The sequence below is a fragment of the Chryseobacterium sp. GW821-FHT04C04 genome (assembly GCF_059420365.1).
The window spans coordinates 640449-658813 of sequence record NZ_JBWKTO010000002.1 but is presented as its reverse complement, the minus strand read 5'-3'; the positions used below and the strand labels follow the sequence as shown (position 1 = coordinate 658813).

Annotated in this window: 12 protein-coding genes; all 12 read left to right on the top strand. The window is 37.4% G+C overall.

Annotation, left to right across the window (positions count from 1 at the left end; translation table 11 throughout):
• Positions 1 to 8 precede the first annotated feature (8 nt).
• The 12 genes from AC07UM_RS09110 (at position 9) to rpoC (ending at position 18345) form a co-directional block, all read left to right on the top strand.
• Positions 9 to 656 (top strand): hypothetical protein, encoded by a 648-nt coding sequence (locus tag AC07UM_RS09110; RefSeq protein ID WP_494682166.1) that lies wholly within the window; start codon positions 9 to 11, stop codon positions 654 to 656.
• 6 nt (positions 657 to 662) lie between these two features.
• Positions 663 to 1331 carry a hypothetical protein gene (locus AC07UM_RS09105; protein WP_494682165.1) on the top strand — a complete coding sequence of 223 codons (669 nt, stop codon included), beginning with the start codon at positions 663 to 665 and terminating at the stop codon, positions 1329 to 1331.
• 366 nt (positions 1332 to 1697) lie between these two features.
• Complete coding sequence (locus tag AC07UM_RS09100) at positions 1698 to 2570, top strand: hypothetical protein (protein ID WP_494682164.1); 873 nt, start codon at positions 1698 to 1700, stop codon at positions 2568 to 2570.
• Between the two features lie 283 nt (positions 2571 to 2853).
• Positions 2854 to 3297, top strand: coding sequence for a 50S ribosomal protein L11 (gene rplK / locus AC07UM_RS09095; RefSeq protein WP_103235446.1), 444 nt, complete (start codon positions 2854 to 2856; stop codon positions 3295 to 3297).
• A gap of 11 nt (positions 3298 to 3308) precedes the next feature.
• The gene (gene rplA, locus AC07UM_RS09090; protein ID WP_047099699.1) at positions 3309 to 4001 is read left to right on the top strand and encodes a 50S ribosomal protein L1; all 693 of its coding nucleotides are present in this window, start codon (positions 3309 to 3311) and stop codon (positions 3999 to 4001) included.
• A gap of 17 nt (positions 4002 to 4018) precedes the next feature.
• Positions 4019 to 4612 (top strand): 50S ribosomal protein L10, encoded by a 594-nt coding sequence (rplJ, locus tag AC07UM_RS09085; RefSeq protein WP_494682163.1) that lies wholly within the window; start codon positions 4019 to 4021, stop codon positions 4610 to 4612.
• 46 nt (positions 4613 to 4658) lie between these two features.
• A complete protein-coding gene (rplL, locus tag AC07UM_RS09080) occupies positions 4659 to 5024 on the top strand; it encodes a 50S ribosomal protein L7/L12 (RefSeq protein WP_007845452.1) in 366 nt (121 codons plus the stop codon).
• 273 nt (positions 5025 to 5297) lie between these two features.
• Positions 5298 to 5801 (top strand): hypothetical protein, encoded by a 504-nt coding sequence (locus tag AC07UM_RS09075; RefSeq protein ID WP_494682162.1) that lies wholly within the window; start codon positions 5298 to 5300, stop codon positions 5799 to 5801.
• Between the two features lie 125 nt (positions 5802 to 5926).
• Positions 5927 to 7066, top strand: a complete 1140-nt coding sequence (locus tag AC07UM_RS09070) for a phage tail-like protein (protein ID WP_494682161.1) — start codon at positions 5927 to 5929, stop codon at positions 7064 to 7066.
• A 30-nt stretch (positions 7067 to 7096) separates the two neighbouring features.
• Positions 7097 to 9694 (top strand): T9SS type A sorting domain-containing protein, encoded by a 2598-nt coding sequence (locus AC07UM_RS09065; protein WP_494682160.1) that lies wholly within the window; start codon positions 7097 to 7099, stop codon positions 9692 to 9694.
• Positions 9695 to 10135: 441 nt separating this feature from the next.
• Positions 10136 to 13957: a DNA-directed RNA polymerase subunit beta gene (rpoB, locus tag AC07UM_RS09060; protein WP_124534784.1), complete on the top strand. Its 3822-nt coding sequence runs from the start codon at positions 10136 to 10138 to the stop codon at positions 13955 to 13957.
• 122 nt (positions 13958 to 14079) lie between these two features.
• Complete coding sequence (gene rpoC / locus AC07UM_RS09055) at positions 14080 to 18345, top strand: DNA-directed RNA polymerase subunit beta' (protein WP_124534786.1); 4266 nt, start codon at positions 14080 to 14082, stop codon at positions 18343 to 18345.
• Positions 18346 to 18365 lie beyond the last annotated feature (20 nt).

Below are 18365 nucleotides of genomic sequence, written 5' to 3'. Positions count from 1 at the left end.
AATACAATATGAAAAAAATTATTGCGATACTCTTTACGGGTTTTGCTGCTTTAAGCATAAACGCTCAAGTAGGAATTAATACTAAAACACCTAAAGGAACTCTTGATGTTGAAGGAGAAACATTGGTAGAGTCCTATTTAATTGATACTGAAAACACGAAGGCAAGCGGAAATTATCTTCTCCTTACTCGTTCTAAAGATACTTCACCGGTAGGTAAAGTGAAGCTGCTGGATATCTCGCTCCGTAATGTAGCCCCTGTAAATATGTATAATGTTGTATTGACCAATGTAAGACAAGATGAAGTTGTGAATCTCAATACAGGATTGGATGTTAATAAATATGTAGTAGCAATTACAGGTGCTGTTTTTACAGGAGCGGTGTCGGCAGCAAACACGACAACAAATCCCAAATCATATGGTTCTTATGCCACAGAAATTACTCAGGTTGCGAGTGGAGGTAAAAATTACCATGCCATTAATTTAGCTTTTAAGGGTGCCGGAACCGTTTCTTCCCAAAACGGAACATGGACACTTACGCTGAATGTTTTTGAAAAATCACTAGTGAAAGACTGGGGAACCTTCAATGGTTCAGTTTCTGCATCATCGTCACCTGCTTATTCAGGAGTATCAACCAATACGCCTATAGGGCTTCAATAAAAAACTATGAAAAGAAAAATTTATATCACAATAATCATGTGCCTTGGGATATTTTTGAATGCCCAAAAAGGAAAAGTAGGGATCAATACCGCAACCCCTACAGAAACACTTGACGTTAACGGAAAAACATATACGAATTCTTTATATTTAAGAAATCCGGGAGAGCCTACTATGACAGGAGGTAGCTTTTTAGCAACTTCACAAAATGGTTTGCAATTGTATGATCCAACTTTGGAAAGCAGTGGATTATTTAATTATCTTAAGCTTACCCTTACAGGAATATCTGGAGCAGGAATTACAGACTATGATACCAAAATTGATGCAAACAATTTTCTGGTTATACTTCATAACTACTCATTCAAACTAAACGATGGAACTACAAATGTTATGCTTGATTATGGAGACAATGGTGTGAATGATAACAAACAGGGATCTCCGGATGTTGTTGCCTTTAAAAGTAACGGAACATGGCATATCAGAGCAAGGTTTACTGATAGCAGAATTCTTGCAGTAACTTCATCCACTCCATCAAGAACGTATAATAACTTTACGGTTGACCTTTATTTGATGGCATATAGAAGATTGATTGAAAAACAGAATATCAGCGATATCAATGCTGATCTTGGTGGAACTGATGGTTCTACAAAAACGATTAATAAACCATCTGGTTTTTAAAAATACTTTTACATAATAACAAAAAACACTACCAATTTGGTGGTGTTTTTTTGTTATTTATACATGAGTAAGTACTATTATTTAAGAAAATTATTAACATTTATCTCTGTTTTAGTAATTACTATTAATTTTTTAAGTGTTGCTTTATTTTTTTTTAATATTCTTCAATTTTCCAATTATTTTTTTTGTTTTTCATTGTATTGCAATTTAATCTTGTTTTTATTTCCTTTTGTAGTGATTTATGTTATTAAATTTACGACTCCTTTTTTTTTGGTTTATTATCCTATAAATAGATTTTAGGAATGTTTACTTTGATTAAATGTTTAGCATCTCTACTTTTGATTTTTAAAAATATATCATAAGACGATGAAAAAAAAATTATCAATTATTTTAATAGGTATAAGCGGTTTTTATTATGCTCAGGTAGGAATTAACACTGTAAATCCGCAAGGTATATTTCATATTGATGGCAGTAAGGATAACCCAATAACTGGCGCTCCCAATATTGTCCAACAATCAAATGACTTCTCTGTTATTACATCATCAGGTTTAGGTACGGGTACTATAACAGTGGGGATTGGTACTACAACTCCCACCCAAAGTTTGGATATAGCTAACGGTAACTTAAGAATTAGAAATATAAATAATTCTGTAGGAATTTCCAGTGACAAATTATTGGTAGCTGACCCAGATGGATTAATAAAAGTAGCAGGTGGAGATTCCTTTTCTGCATCAGATAGCGGAAATAGAGTATTGAGTGCTGTTGGGGGTACTGATATAAGTGCATCTGCTGACTGGAACGATAATGAATTCACCACATTGAAATTAGATGAGCAATATGATCCTCAAAATGCATATGATGCTGCAACAGGAGTATATACTGTACCAAAAGATGGATTGTACTTTTTATATGGTGTTTGCGGATTTACTACACCCGGAAGTGGATCCGGTACTTTTGACGGTACTTCGGGAAGTGCTTTTACCGCTTTGTATGTAGACACAGGAAGAGTTTCAACAACCAATGCGATAATTCACAGAGGGGATAAAAATCCTTCAATAACAACTCCTCCAAACGTCAACTTATATTTTTTGACAAGTAATGCTACGATTTGGTTAAAAGTTGGGCAAAAGGTTTCCTTACAGTTTTTAACGTATGGAACAAATAATATGGTAGGAAATCTTGGTGATTTAAAAATTAGGAAAACCATTTCTCGATTAATAATCAATAAGCTATTATAGAATTTAAGTAAGTTCCTAATTTTTGTATACCCCCCCCCTTCTATACTATGATATATAGTTAGAAGGGGTTTTATTTTATAAGATGGTATTTTTTGACCTAATTAAGAGGTAATGTCATTTTTTTTGATAATCTTTCTAAAAATCAAGTCTTTCCGTTTGCTATTTCAAAAATATTTTATACTTTTGCAGTCCAAAAAGTAGGTTTATCATAAGTGAGTAGGATAACCTGCTGAATAATAAATGCTTCCAAACTCATTAATTATTCAAATTTAAAAAACAAACAATGGCTAAGAAAGTCTTTAAAATGGTAAAGCTTCAGGTGAAAGGTGGCGCAGCTAACCCTTCTCCACCAGTAGGTCCAGCATTGGGTTCTGCAGGTGTGAACATCATGGAGTTTTGTAAGCAATTTAACGGAAGAACCCAAGATAAGCCAGGACAAGTTTTACCTGTAGTAATTACAGTATACGAAGACAAATCTTTTGAATTCGTAATTAAAACTCCTCCTGCAGCAATCCAGTTAATGGATGCGGCTAAAATCAAGGGTGGTTCTGGTGAACCAAACAGAAACAAAGTAGGTTCTGTATCTTGGGATCAAGTGAAAAAGATCGCTGAAGATAAAATGGCAGATCTTAACTGCTTTACACTGGACTCTGCTCTTTCTATGGTTGCAGGTACTGCTAGATCTATGGGATTAAAAGTAACAGGAACTAAACCAACTAACGCTTAAAACCTAAAGAAATGGCAAAATTGACAAAAAAGCAAAAGGAAGCTTTAAGTAAAGTAGAAAAAGGAAGAATCTATAACCTTGAAGAAGGTTCTGCTCTTGTAAAAGAGGTGAACACTACAAAGTTTGATGCTTCTGTAGATATCGCTGTAAGATTAGGTGTAGACCCTAGAAAAGCAAACCAAATGGTAAGAGGTGTTGTATCTCTTCCTCACGGTACTGGTAAAGATGTTAAAGTATTAGCTCTTGTAACTCCAGATAAAGAAGCAGAAGCTAAAGCTGCTGGTGCTGACTATGTAGGTCTTGACGAATATTTACAAAAAATCAAAGAAGGTTGGACAGATGTTGACGTTATCGTTACTATGCCAGCTGTAATGGGTAAATTAGGTCCATTAGGTAGAGTGTTAGGTCCAAGAGGTCTAATGCCTAACCCTAAATCAGGAACTGTAACAATGGAAATTGGTAAAGCAGTAACTGAAGTGAAAGCAGGTAAAATTGATTTCAAAGTAGACAAGTATGGTATCATCCACGCTGGTATTGGTAAAGTATCTTTCGATGCTGCTAAGATCAAAGAAAACGCGCAGGAATTGATCTCTACATTGATCAAAATGAAGCCAACTGCTGCTAAAGGTACTTATGTAAAAAGCATTTATTTGTCTTCTACAATGAGCCCTGGTATTGCAATTGATACTAAATCTGTTAACTAATATAAATCCTTAAGACAATGACAAAAGACCAAAAAGTTGTAGCAATACAAGAGATCAAAGACTTGCTTCAGGATGCAAAAGTAGTATACGTAGCGGATCTAGACGGTTTGAACGCTGCTAAGTCTTCAGAATTCAGAAGACAGGCTTTCAAGCAAAATATCAAAGTAAAAGTTGTAAAAAATACACTTTTACAAAAAGCAATGGAACAAATTGAAGGAGTAGATTACTCTGAAATGTTCCAAACTTTTAAAGGAAACTCTGCATTAATGATTTCTGAGACTGCAAACGGTCCAGCAAAATTAATCCAAGGGTTCAGAAAGAAAGAAGAAAAGCCAGCTTTAAAGTCTGCTTTTGTTCAGGAAACGTTCTATGTTGGAGACGAAAACTTATCTGCACTTGCTAACATCAAGTCTAGAGAAGAAATGATCGGAGAAATCATTGGATTACTTCAATCTCCAATTCAAAGAGTTGTTTCTGCTCTTCAAAACAAATCTGAAACTGTAGAAGCTAAAGCTGAAGAAGCTGCTCCTGCCGTTGAAGAAACTCCTGCTGAGGCGGCTCCAGAAGCTCCTGCTGCAGAAAGCACGGAAGAAACTCCAAGTGCTGAATAATTACTCTCAAAAAATTAAATAAATAATCAACAAAAACATTACAACAATGTCAGATTTAAAAAATTTAGCTGAAACGCTAGTAAACTTAACAGTAAAAGACGTAAACGAATTAGCTACTATCCTTAAGGATGAGTACGGAATTGAGCCAGCTGCTGCTGCTGTAGTAGTTGCTGCAGGTGGTGGAGAAGCTGCTGAAGAAAAAACTGAATTCGACGTAATTCTTAAGTCTGCAGGTGCTTCTAAATTAGCTATCGTTAAATTAGTAAAAGATTTAACTGGTGCTGGTCTTAAAGAAGCTAAAGATATCGTAGATGGTGCTCCTGCTCCAATCAAAACTGGTATCTCTAAAGACGAAGCTGAAGCTCTTAAGAAGCAATTAGAAGAAGCTGGTGCTGAAGTAGAATTGAAATAATTTTCAATTTTATTCTAAATATAGAAGCCCGGGCATTTGCCCGGGCTTTTTTTGTTGTAACACTCTGTAAATATGATCTTTAATATATAATAGTATTTGAATATCCTTATTTCTTATTGTGTAATATTTTATTATGATTGATTATTTGATAAAAATTAATAGTTTGTTTCATCTTTATTTTATTATTTATCTATTTTAATTGATTTTTATCTAATAAATTATTGTTTTTATTGAAAAAATATTATATTTGTATCGAAAAAAAACACAACATAATTGGATAGAAATTATTTTCTTTCCTGTGGCCATAAGATAGCAATTCTTTTGCTGATGGCGGCTGTAGGAAAACTAAACGCTAAGTTTATATCTGTAGCTATGGGTAAGCCTGAATTACCATATCACACAGATATAAATAGCTATCTACAACAATGCTTAGCAAGTGCTTCAATTCATCAATGGTCTGCAGAAGGGAGAAATCTTATAGAGGTAAATGAACAGTCTGCTTACCAAAAACAATCCAATAGATTCTATAGTATCCCTTCACAATCCAGCTTTCTTTCTTTTAATGATAGCCATATTCAGATCGTATTCCTTAGAGGTGTAAAATTTGTTTCAGCCTGGAATAAATGGGTAGGTTCCTATTCAATCAATAAAGAATATGCTCTTCCGGCAATCAAAGACATTAAAGAGTTCTATACGAATTCTTTTAAACTCGTTGATGGTTTTAAATTTCTTATTAAAATCCCCGATAAAACAGCCCATACTCTTATATCTAAATAATTCTAATAATTTTTACCACTCTTTAGCGAATCTCCGATAACTCATTTACTATTTAAATGAGAAAGCCAGAGAATTGCCTTTTTAATAAAAACACATATACATAAAAACAGCAAATATCATTAACAATGAAAAACAAATTATTAACCTTAGCTCTTTTAACATCCGGCTTACCTTTATTCGCTCAGGTAGGGATTAATACTCCTCAGCCTCAGGCAACCTTTGATATAGTGGGATCACCTTCCAATACAAGTAAACTTGATGGCGTGATTGCTCCAAGACTTACAGGAGTAGAGTTGAAAGCCAAAAATTATACTACCGCTCAAACAGGAGCAATCGTATACATTACTGTAGCTGAAGCTGCACCTACCGGGCAGACTGCTGATGTGGTTTCACCAGGGTACTATTATTTTGATGGTGCCAAATGGGGAAGCTTAAGTGGGAGCTGGCGTACGGTAGGAAATACTGGAACAACGGCAACAACGGCTGCTTTGGGATCAAATATTGGTGCCGGAAATTACTTAGGAACAGGTGATAGTCAGAATTTGGTTTTGGCCACTCAGAAAAATGTAAAAGGAATACTGGATATTAATGGAACATTACAAGGAGGGAATTCTAATTCTGCAACAGGTCCTTATGCTTCATTTACCTGGGGATCAAATAATACATTAACCAACAGTACTTCTTCAAATGTGGCTTTAGGAAAAGATAACTCAGTCTCTGCGCAGGGAAACTTTCCTGCAGTAGCTATTGGACTAGGGAATACAGCCAACAATGGTGCTAAAGTAATAGGGAATACGAATAATGCTACCGGACCGAATAATTTAGTCTTTGGTAACTTAAATACAGTAACAGGTTTAACGGGACTAACGGTTGGGAACAGTAATATAAACAGTGGGGGAATTACCGTAGGAAGCGGAAATACAACATCATTGAATAATATTGCTATCGGTTCTGCAAATACAGCCTCTGGTACAGAAGCTCTGGTGATTGGGTTTTCAGGCCAGGCAGCTGCCGGGCAAATGGTTTATGCCAATAAATCGCATGTTTTCTTCAATAAAAGTAATGGGACAGATACTATATTAGGAATCAATATGGTCCCTACTGCAGCCACATCTACGGGAGCTGCGATTCAGATGAAAGGAATTGCTTCTGGTGCTGATGCAGCATGTAGTGGCGCTGAGGAAGGAGCTATCCGATATAATACGACCGCAAAAGTACACGAGGGCTGTAATGGAACCAACTGGAAAGCACTTTATACTAATTAATCAAAAAACACAAACTTTAAAAAAATGAATATGACCAAAAAATTATTCGGAAAGCTAGCTGCTATGCTCATGACATTCATAATGTCTGCAGTAGTATTTGGGCAGCAGGGCTATGAACCAATCCGTGGGATGGGTGTAGAAGCAAAACCTGTGAACAATTCAGGGATTTGCTTAGCATGTTATAACGGAAGTATGAATCCGGTGGTGGATGCCAGCCTGGATAACAGCGTAAGCATGGGAAATTTCGCTTCCTTATTAAGTGGAAACGGAATATCTGTGAAAAATAAAAATACAACCTATCCTGCGGGCTATGTTACAGGATTTAATGTAGACCTTGGGACAAGTTTTATTACGATAGATCTTTTGAGTTCTTTGAGGATCAGTACTTATAAAAATGGTGTTCTTCAGGAAACAACTACCAGCAGTACCCTTTTATCAGTGCCTGCATTTGGAGGAAGTAAGAACAGGATTTTTCTCCACTTCAAAACATCAAAAGAATTTAATGAGGTGAGATTATATCAAACCAATGTTCTTTCCGTATTCAGTGCGATGAATGTGTATTATGCATTTGCATTTGATCCTTCGAAAGTACCTACAGATAATAATGGTCTTTGTGATGATATCATTGCGGGAAGCGGTGTTGACGGGAATGTATCCGGAAGCAGCAGTTTCCTGGCTCCGCTTTCTTATGTTCAGAATAAAGAAAGAATAGGGGATGGAAATAAGAACTCTTATGGATCGATCGTTCTTCCAATCGGATTACTGGGATCTTATTCCGTGGGGGTTTTAGATAAAAATCAGGTGTATCCTGCAGGGAACAGAACTGGATTTGTCATAGAGCCGGATGATCAAGGGAAACTATTAAGTGCTGAGTTTTTAAAGAATATTACGATAGAAACTTATCTTTTCGGGCAGCTTCAGGATTCTAAGCAGTTATCTGACGGAGGAGGCTTGATTAATATTAAAGTTTTAGGGTATGGTTCAGGAAAACAAAAAGTTACATTGACGACCACTAAGCCTTTTAATGAAGTGAGATTAAAAATTACCCAGACTGTAGGATTTAATTTAGGAGCACTTAAAGTATACTATGCTTTCGAAGAGCCTATTTCTTGTGAATGTGATGATAAGATCCAGACAAGTGGTTCTTCTGTTCCTGGAAAATTGGTAACAGGAGCTTCATGGACATCAGGACCAGGATTTCTAGGTCTTATTTTAGCAAAAATGACCAATCCGGAAGCGATTGTAGATAATAATCCGTCCAATTATGCAACCGCTACCGTTCCGGCAGCTTCTATCCTTAGCCTTTTCTCAGCATTTGCTACTGTAGGCAGTAATGCTGTGCTTCCTGTCAATACGATGGCTGGATTCACGGTAGAAAAAGCAGGGAATCTTCTCGGGGTAAGCGTGTTGGAAAATATCACGGTAACATTATACAATGGAAATACATTAACTGATACTTTTACAAGTTCAGGAAGCCTTATCAGTGGAAACTTCTTCACTACAAATTCCAATAAGTTCTATGTTGGAGGGAAGGCTACAAAACCTTTCAACCGTATGAAGATTACGTTCAATAGTGGAACAGCAATCCGTATTCCTCAGAATTATTATATCTACAATGCATTTGCTAGTAGGGATGATGATAATGATGGAGTACCCAACTGTTTCGATCAGTGCTCAGGAGGAGATGACAGCATAGATAATAATGGAAACGGAATTCCTGACTGTGCAGAAGGATGTACAGCTGTAAATGATAAATCTCCAACATTGGATACCGATGGTGATGGTATTGTAGATGCATGTGATCTGGATTCTGATAATGATGGTATTCCTGATGCTGTTGAAGATTTTGATAAAAATGGTAAGTTCCAGGATGATGATGATGAAGGGGATATCCTTCTAACACCTGTATTAGGAGATTCAGTTCCTAATTATCTTGATCTGGATTCTGATAACGACGGTGTTTTAGATCTGTTCGAATCGGGAATTCCGGTGGCGGTAATCAATCAGATTGATGCAGACCATAATGGAGCGATTGATAGTAATGTTCCGGTAGGTAAAAATGGTATTGCAGATATTCTGGAAACTTCACCTGATTCAGGAATCTTGAAATATCCTATCAAAAATACAGACGGAGATGATAAACCTGACTTCCTGGATATTACTTCCAATGGTTCAGATCTTGACCTTTATCAGATTGGAAAAGGGAATCTTGATACGCTAGGTGGTGGATTCATTTCTACGATTGATGATAAGGATAGGGATGGTATTCAGGCAGTTGTAGATACAGATCTTGTGAAGAGAGGATCTCCAAATTCTCCACTTTCACCGTACGCTTCATTGCTGAAAAATGCATCTAATGCTGCTGCAAGAATCACTGCAACGGAAATCAATGATGCAGCTAACGATGTAAAAGTATATCCGAATCCGGTAAAAGCGGGAGACAACCTTAGAATTACATCAGCTGAAGAAGGGGTGTATACATTGTTCTCAGCACAGGGACAAGTTGTGAAGACAGATAAGTTTAATGCCAATACAGGGATTGATACTTCTTCACTTCCGACAGGAGTATATATTATTAAAATAGAAACCAGATCAAAAATACAATCTTATAAGGTTATTGTAAAATAATCATAAGATTAGCTTGTGTTGTGGGGAGGCTGCTCATGTTTGAGCAGTCTCTCTTATTTTAAGAGCCTCAAAATGAGATGATTTATTTGTTATTGTGGATGAATTTTTGTATCTTTGCCCCTCTTTTGGCGCGGAAAATTGTTTGTAAATTTATAAAATATTGAAAATCAGCTCTTTCATTGTGAAAACATGAAGGGGGATTTCGTATATATAGATATTGCGGTAATACAGCCTCAAAAGTAATAAAAATATTTTGCATTACACTGTGAAAAGATATACCAGTGTTGCAGTTAGAAAGAGCCAAGTACAACGTTAAAAGATCCTAAGGTCCTTCGTGAAGCGCCAAAAACACTTTTACCTTTTTACTTTTACCTTGTTTCTTGTTCTTTTCTGATATTTTTTTTAAATCAAAATATTTTTTAACCCTTTCTTAAAAGTTTTATGAGTAAAACAAAATCAACAACTCAAGGAAATCCGAGAATTAATTTCTCATCAGCGAAAGGAAAAATTATCACTCCTGACTTTTTGGATATCCAAATCCAGTCTTTCAGAGAATTTTTCCAGCTTGATACACTTCCTGAAGCCAGAAAGACAGAAGCTCTTTACAAGACTTTCCAAGAGAATTTCCCAATTACGGATTCAAGAAACCAATTCGTATTAGAATTCTTAGACTATCTGGTAGATTCTCCACGTTATTCAATCGATGAGTGTGTGGAAAGAGGACTTACTTATTCAGTTCCTCTAAAAGCTAGACTTAAGTTGTATTGTACTGACCCGGAACACGAAGATTTCCAAACTGTGGTTCAGGACGTATATTTAGGTCCGGTTCCTTACATGACGCCAAGTGGTTCTTTCATCATCAATGGTGCAGAGAGAGTTATTGTTACGCAGCTTCACCGTTCACCTGGTGTATTCTTCGGACAAACTTACCACGCGAATGGAACCAAACTATACTATTCAAGAATTATCCCTTTCAAAGGATCTTGGATGGAATTTACAACAGATATCAACAGCGTAATGTACGCGTATATCGACCGTAAGAAAAAATTACCATTAACAACTTTATTAAGAGCAATCGGGTACGAATCTGACAAGGATATCCTTCAGATCTTTGACCTTGCTGAAGAAGTGAAAGTTTCTAAAGCTGCCCTGAAAAAAGTAGAAGGGAGAACATTGGCTGCGAGAGTATTGAACACTTGGTTCGAAGATTTCGTAGACGAAGATACAGGTGAAGTAGTTTCTATCGAAAGAAACGAAATCATCTTGGATAGAGAAACTATTCTTGAAAAAGAACATTTAGATCTTATCTTGGATGCTGGTGTGAAATCTATCCTGATTCACAAAGAAAACAGCAACGAATTCTCTATCATCCAGAATACATTACAAAAAGACCCTACTAACTCTGAAAAAGAAGCGGTAGAGTACATTTATCGTCAGTTAAGAAATGCAGATCCACCCGATGAGGAAACGGCAAGAGGAATCATTGAAAAATTATTCTTCTCTGAGCAGAGATACTCTTTAGGTGAAGTAGGACGTTACAGACTAAACAAAAAGTTAAGCCTAAACATCCCAACTACCACTGAAGTTCTTACAAAAGAAGATATCATTGCGATTGTAAGACACTTAATTGAGTTAGTAAACTCAAAAACTGATGTTGATGATATTGACCACTTATCAAACAGAAGAATTAAAACTGTTGGTGAGCAATTAGCAGGACAGTTCGGGGTAGGTCTTTCAAGAATTGCAAGAACAATCAAGGAAAGAATGAACGTTAGAGATAACGAAATCTTTACTCCACTTGATCTTGTAAACGCTAAGACTTTAACATCTGTAATCAACTCGTTCTTTGGTACCAACCAGCTTTCTCAGTTCATGGACCAAACCAACCCTCTATCAGAGATCACTCACAAGAGAAGATTATCTGCACTAGGGCCTGGTGGTTTATCAAGAGAAAGAGCAGGTTTCGAGGTTCGTGACGTTCACCATACTCACTACGGAAGAATTTGTCCGATTGAAACTCCGGAAGGACCAAACATCGGTTTGATTTCATCTTTAGGGATCTATGCAAAAATCAACAGACTAGGTTTCATCGAAACTCCGTATAGAAAAGTAGAAGGTGGTAAGATTGAGCTTAATGCAGATCCTATCTATCTGAATGCAGAAGACGAAGAAGACAAAGTAATTGCTCAGGCAAACGTTGAATTGAGCGATAACGGTGATTTCTTAACAGATAGAATTATTGCAAGATTAGATGGTGACTATCCGGTAGTTGAACCGGCTCAGGTTAACCTTATCGATGTTGCACCCAACCAGATTTCTGGTATTTCCGCTTCATTAATTCCATTCTTGGAGCATGATGATGCGAACCGTGCATTGATGGGATCTAACATGATGCGTCAGGCCGTTCCTCTATTGAAGCCACAAGCTCCAATCGTTGGTACTGGGCTTGAGCAGCAAGTTGCAAGAGATTCAAGAATCTTAATTAACGCTGAAGGTACAGGTACTGTAGAGTACGTAGATGCTGACAGAATCGTTATTAAATATGAAAGAAGCGAAGACGAAGATTTAGTACAATTCGAGTCTGCTACTAAAACATATAAACTTACTAAGTTTAGAAAAACGAACCAGAGTACAACGATCACACTAAGACCAAACGTAAGAGTAGGGGATGTAGTAGAGAAAGGACAGGTACTTTGCGACGGTTATGCTACTGAAAAAGGAGAATTGGCTCTTGGTAGAAACTTAGTAGTAGCGTTCATGCCTTGGAAAGGATACAACTTTGAGGATGCAATCGTAATCAATGAAAAAGTTGTACGTGAAGACTGGTTTACTTCAATCCACGTAGATGAGTACTCTCTTGAAGTTCGTGATACCAAACTAGGTATGGAAGAGCTTACAGCAGATATTCCAAACGTTTCTGAAGAAGCTACTAAAGATCTTGACGAGAACGGTATGATCAGAATCGGTGCTGAAGTGAAGCCTGGAGATATCATGATTGGTAAAATTACTCCAAAAGGTGAATCTGACCCGACTCCTGAAGAAAAACTTCTTAGAGCAATCTTCGGTGATAAAGCTGGTGATGTAAAAGATGCTTCATTGAAAGCAGACTCTTCATTAAGAGGGGTTGTGATCAACAAGAAATTGTTCTCAAGAAACATCAAAGACAAAAAGAAAAGAACTGAAGAAAAACTTAGACTTGAAGAAATTGAAAACACTTACAAGGCTAAATTTGATGAGTTAAGAAATACTTTAATTGAAAAATTAAATACACTGGTAAGCGGTAAAACTTCTCAAGGGGTACAAAATGACCTTGATGAGGAAATTATCGGTAAAGGAGTAAAATTCACTCACAAATTATTGACTTCAGTTGAAGATTATGTAAACGTTAGTGGTGCAGACTGGACAGTTGACGCTGACAAGAATGAATTGATCAAACAATTGATTCACAATTACAAAATCAAATATAACGATATCCAAGGAGTTAAAAACCGTGAGAAATTTGCAATTTCAATCGGAGATGAGCTTCCTGCAGGGATCATGAAGTTGGCTAAAGTTTACATCGCTAAGAAACGTAAACTGAATGTAGGAGATAAAATGGCAGGACGTCACGGTAACAAAGGTATCGTTTCAAGAATCGTTCGTGAAGAAGATATGCCATTCCTTGAAGACGGAACACCAGTAGATATCGTATTGAATCCACTAGGGGTACCTTCTCGTATGAACATCGGTCAGATTTATGAAACAGTTCTTGGATGGGCTGGTCAGAAGTTAGGTATGAAGTTCGCTACGCCGATCTTTGACGGAGCTACCCTTGATCAGATCACTGAATATACTGAGAAGGCAGGAGTTCCTAAATTCGGTCACACTCACCTTTATGATGGAGGTACCGGAGAAAGATTTACTCAGGCTGCTACAGTAGGTATTATCTACATGCTGAAACTAGGACACATGGTTGATGATAAGATGCACGCACGTTCTATCGGTCCTTACTCATTGATTACTCAGCAGCCGTTAGGAGGTAAAGCTCAGTTCGGAGGTCAGAGATTCGGAGAGATGGAGGTTTGGGCACTTGAAGCATTCGGTGCATCGAATATCCTTAGAGAAATCTTGACTGTGAAGTCGGATGACGTGATTGGTAGAGCAAAAACTTATGAAGCAATTGCAAAAGGTGAATCTATGCCTGAACCAGGTATTCCAGAATCATTCAATGTATTACTTCACGAGTTACAAGGTCTTGGATTAGACGTAAGATTGGAGGAGTAGAATATCAGATGTCAGACACAAGATGTCAGACTATGACACTCTAAGAATTTTATAATCCTTGAATTTGGAATGATGATTTCGTCTGAAATCTGAAATCTGAAATCTAAAATCTAAAAAAAATTATGTCAAATAAAAATAAATCAAGTAGATTTAATAAAATAACCATCGGTTTAGCTTCACCGGAGTCTATTTTGCAAGACTCAAGAGGGGAGGTTTTAAAACCGGAAACTATTAACTACAGAACTCACAAACCGGAAAGAGACGGGCTATTCTGTGAGAAAATCTTTGGTCCTGTAAAGGATTACGAATGTGCTTGTGGTAAATACAAGAGAATTCGTTACAAAGGGATCGTTTGTGACCGTTGTGGTGTAGAAGTTACCGAGAAAAAAGTAAGAAGAGAAAGAATCGGACATATTGGTTTGGTTGTTCCTATTGCTCATATCTGGTATTTCCGTTCTTTACCAAACAAAATTGGTTACCTTTTAGGAATTCCTTCTAAGAAGTTAGACATGATCATCTACTACGAAAGATATGTAGTGATTCAGCAGGGTATTGCTAAAAAATTAGACGGTTCTGATTTTGAAAATATGGAATTCCTTACAGAAGAAGAGTACCTTGACATCATGGATACCCTTCCTGTAGAAAACCAATATCTTGATGATTCTGATCCAAACAAATTCATCGCCAGAATGGGTGCTGAGGCTGTTGAAGATCTATTAAAAAGAATCGATCTTGATGCATTGTCTTTCGACTTGAGACACAAAGCTCACAACGAAGGTTCTAAGCAAAGAAGAACAGAAGCTCTAAAAAGATTGAACGTTGTAGAAGCATTAAGAGGTGCTAATACAAGAATGATCAACAGACCGGAGTGGATGATCATGCGTGTACTTCCTGTTATTCCACCAGAACTAAGACCATTAGTTCCATTGGATGGAGGACGTTTCGCAACTTCTGACTTGAATGACCTTTATAGAAGAGTTATTATCAGAAATAACCGTTTGAAGAGATTATTGGAGATCAAAGCTCCTGAAGTAATCTTGAGAAACGAGAAGCGTATGCTTCAGGAATCAGTAGATTCATTATTCGATAACACAAGAAAATCTTCTGCAGTAAAATCTGAATCAAACAGACCATTGAAATCACTTTCAGATTCATTGAAAGGTAAGCAGGGTCGTTTCCGTCAGAACTTACTAGGGAAAAGGGTAGATTACTCGGCACGTTCCGTAATTGTTGTAGGTCCAAACTTACAGCTTCACGAATGTGGTATTCCTAAAGATATGGCAGCTGAATTGTACAAACCGTTTATCATTAGAAAACTAATTGAAAGAGGGATTGTAAAAACTGTAAAATCTGCGAAGAGAATTATTGACAGAAAAGAACCTGTAGTATATGATATCCTTGAAAACGTGATGAAAGGTCACCCTGTTCTACTGAACAGAGCACCTACGCTTCACAGACTAGGTATCCAGGCTTTCCAACCTAAGATGATCGAAGGTAAGGCAATCCAGCTACACCCGTTAGTAACAACAGCATTCAACGCCGATTTCGATGGTGACCAGATGGCGGTACACTTACCGTTAGGACCAGAAGCAATCCTTGAAGCTCAGTTATTGATGCTAGGTTCTCAAAATATCTTGAACCCTGCAAACGGTTCTCCAATTACAGTACCTTCTCAGGACATGGTTCTTGGTCTTTATTTCATGACTAAAGAATTGAGCTCTACAGAAGATATGAAAGTAAAAGGGGAAGGTCTTGCATTCTATTCTCCTGAGGAAGCGGAAATCGCTTATGCTGAAGGTAGAGTATCTTTAAATGCTAAGGTAAGATGTAGACTTCCAATCAAAGAAAACGGTGAAATCACTACGAAATTAATCGAAACTTCTGTTGGTAGAATCTTATTTAACCAAATCGTTCCTAAGCAGTCAGGATATATCAATGAACTTCTTACGAAGAAATCATTGAGAAACGTTATCGGTAAGATTCTTGCTGATACGGATTTCCCTACAACTGTGAAGTTCTTGGATGCAATGAAAGACCTAGGGTATTCAAACGCATTCAAAGGAGGTCTTTCATTCTCACTTGGGGATATTGTAGTTCCTGTTGAGAAAAAGCAAATGATTGCTACTTCTATTGAAACAGTAGACGAAATTAGAGCCAACTATAACATGGGTCTAATTACAGATACAGAACGTTATAACCAGGTAATCGACGTTTGGACAAACACCAACGCAGGATTAACTGAAATGATCATGAGCAGAATGAAAGTTGACCAAGGTGGATTCAATTCTGTATACATGATGCTTGACTCTGGGGCGAGGGGTTCTAAAGAACAGATCCGTCAGTTATCAGGGATGAGAGGTTTGATGGCAAAACCGCAAAAAGCCGGTTCTACCGGAGCGGAGATTATCGAGAACCCGATCCTTGCAAACTTTAAGGAAGGTCTTTCGATTCTAGAGTACTTTATCTCTACCCACGGTGCTCGTAAGGGTCTTGCGGATACCGCTCTTAAGACAGCCGATGCTGGTTACTTAACGAGAAGATTGGTAGACGTTGCACAGGACGTTATCGTTACAGAAGACGACTGTGGAACTCTAAGAGGTACAGAAGTTACTGCACTTAAGAAAAATGATGAGATCGTTGAAAAGATTTCTGAAAGAATCTTAGGTAGAGTATCTCTTCATAATATCTATGATCCTGAAACTGATGAGCTAATTGCTACTGCAGATCAGGTAATCATCGAAGCATTAGCTAAGAGAATTGAAGAAGCTGGACTAGAAGCGGTTGAAGTTCGTTCACCGTTAACTTGTGAGGCTAAGAAAGGAATCTGTGCAAAATGTTACGGTAGAAACTTAGCAACAGGTAAAGTGATCCATATGGGTGAAGCTGTAGGGGTAATTGCCGCTCAGTCAATTGGTGAACCGGGAACTCAGTTAACATTGAGAACTTTCCACCAGGGAGGGGTTTCAACAAACGTTTCCGAAAACCCATCTATTGTTGCTAGAAGAGATGGTATCGTTGAATTGGATGAGGTAAGAACAATTACTTCTGAAGACGAAAACGGTAACACTGCAGAAGTAGTGGTTTCACGTACAACGGAATTCAGATTGGTAGCTGAGAATGAGACTAAAACTCCATTAATGATCGCTAACGTACCTTATGGTGCTATATTATCTGTAAAACCAGGTGATAAAGTGAAAAAAGGAGATGTCATCTGTAAGTGGGATCCGTATAACGCGGTTATCATTGCAGAAACTGCTGGTAAAGTAGAATATGAAGATATCATCCAGGGTATTTCATTCCAACTTGAAATTGATGAACAAACAGGATTCGAAGAGAAAGTAATCTCTGAATCTAGAAATAAGAAAGCCGTACCTACCTTGAAGGTGGTAGACTCTAAAGGAGTTGAGCAAAAAGCTTACAACTTACCGGTAGGAGCCCACTTAATGGTAAACGATGGTGAAAAAATTAAAGCGGGTAAAGTTTTAATCAAGATCCCAAGAAAAGCTGCAAAGACAGGGGATATCACCGGAGGTCTTCCGAGAGTTACCGAATTATTCGAAGCAAGAAACCCTTCAAACCCAGCGGTTGTTACTGAAATCGACGGGGTAGTTTCTTACGGAAAAATTAAGAGAGGTAACCGTGAATTGATCGTAGAAGCTAAAACTGGAGAAAGAAAAATTTACTTGGTAAAACTTTCTAACCAGATCTTGGTTCAGGAGAATGACTTCGTAAGAGCAGGTTCTCCACTTTCTGACGGTTCAGTGACTCCAGACGACATCTTGAAGATCAAAGGACCAACTGCGGTTCAGGAATACCTAGTAAATGAGATTCAGGAAGTTTACCGTCTACAGGGGGTAAAAATCGACGACAAGCACTTCGAAATTATCGTAAGACAGATGATGACGAAAGTATCTATCGTAGATGGAGGTGATACTCAATTCCTTGAAGGAGCTCTTGAACATAAATATGACTTCCTAGAAGAAAACAACAGAGTATTCGGTCTTAAAGTAGTAGTAGAAGCTGGTGATTCTAAAGAATTCAAACCAGGTCAGATGATTACTGCAAGAGAATTAAGAGACGAAAACTCTAAGTTGAAGCGTGAAGATCAGGCTTTAGTTGAAGTAAGAGAAGCTTTACCTGCTACAGCAACGCCTGTACTACAAGGTATTACAAGAGCAGCTCTTCAGACTAAGTCATTCATGTCTGCAGCATCATTCCAGGAAACAACTAAGGTTCTTAACGAAGCAGCAGTTGCTGGTAAGGTAGATGCACTAGGTGGTCTTAAAGAAAATGTAATTGTAGGACACAGAATTCCTGCAGGTACAGGTCTTAAAGAATATCAGAATGTTATTGTAGGTTCTAAGAAAGAATTCGAAGACCTTAACTAAAATTAATGATTTGAAATTTG

Bases quoted from the DNA above. Each gene is read 5' to 3' on its own strand.
- rplL (WP_007845452.1), top strand. From the start codon at position 4,659: ATGTCAGATTTAAAAAATTTAGCTGAAACGCTAGTAAACTTAACAGTA.
- rpoC (WP_124534786.1), top strand. From the start codon at position 14,080: ATGTCAAATAAAAATAAATCAAGTAGATTTAATAAAATAACCATCGGT.
- rpoB (WP_124534784.1), top strand. From the start codon at position 10,136: ATGAGTAAAACAAAATCAACAACTCAAGGAAATCCGAGAATTAATTTC.
- rplK (WP_103235446.1), top strand. From the start codon at position 2,854: ATGGCTAAGAAAGTCTTTAAAATGGTAAAGCTTCAGGTGAAAGGTGGC.
- AC07UM_RS09110 (WP_494682166.1), top strand. From the start codon at position 9: ATGAAAAAAATTATTGCGATACTCTTTACGGGTTTTGCTGCTTTAAGC.
- AC07UM_RS09070 (WP_494682161.1), top strand. From the start codon at position 5,927: ATGAAAAACAAATTATTAACCTTAGCTCTTTTAACATCCGGCTTACCT.
- rplJ (WP_494682163.1), top strand. From the start codon at position 4,019: ATGACAAAAGACCAAAAAGTTGTAGCAATACAAGAGATCAAAGACTTG.
- AC07UM_RS09105 (WP_494682165.1), top strand. From the start codon at position 663: ATGAAAAGAAAAATTTATATCACAATAATCATGTGCCTTGGGATATTT.
- AC07UM_RS09100 (WP_494682164.1), top strand. From the start codon at position 1,698: ATGAAAAAAAAATTATCAATTATTTTAATAGGTATAAGCGGTTTTTAT.
- rplA (WP_047099699.1), top strand. From the start codon at position 3,309: ATGGCAAAATTGACAAAAAAGCAAAAGGAAGCTTTAAGTAAAGTAGAA.
- AC07UM_RS09065 (WP_494682160.1), top strand. From the start codon at position 7,097: ATGACCAAAAAATTATTCGGAAAGCTAGCTGCTATGCTCATGACATTC.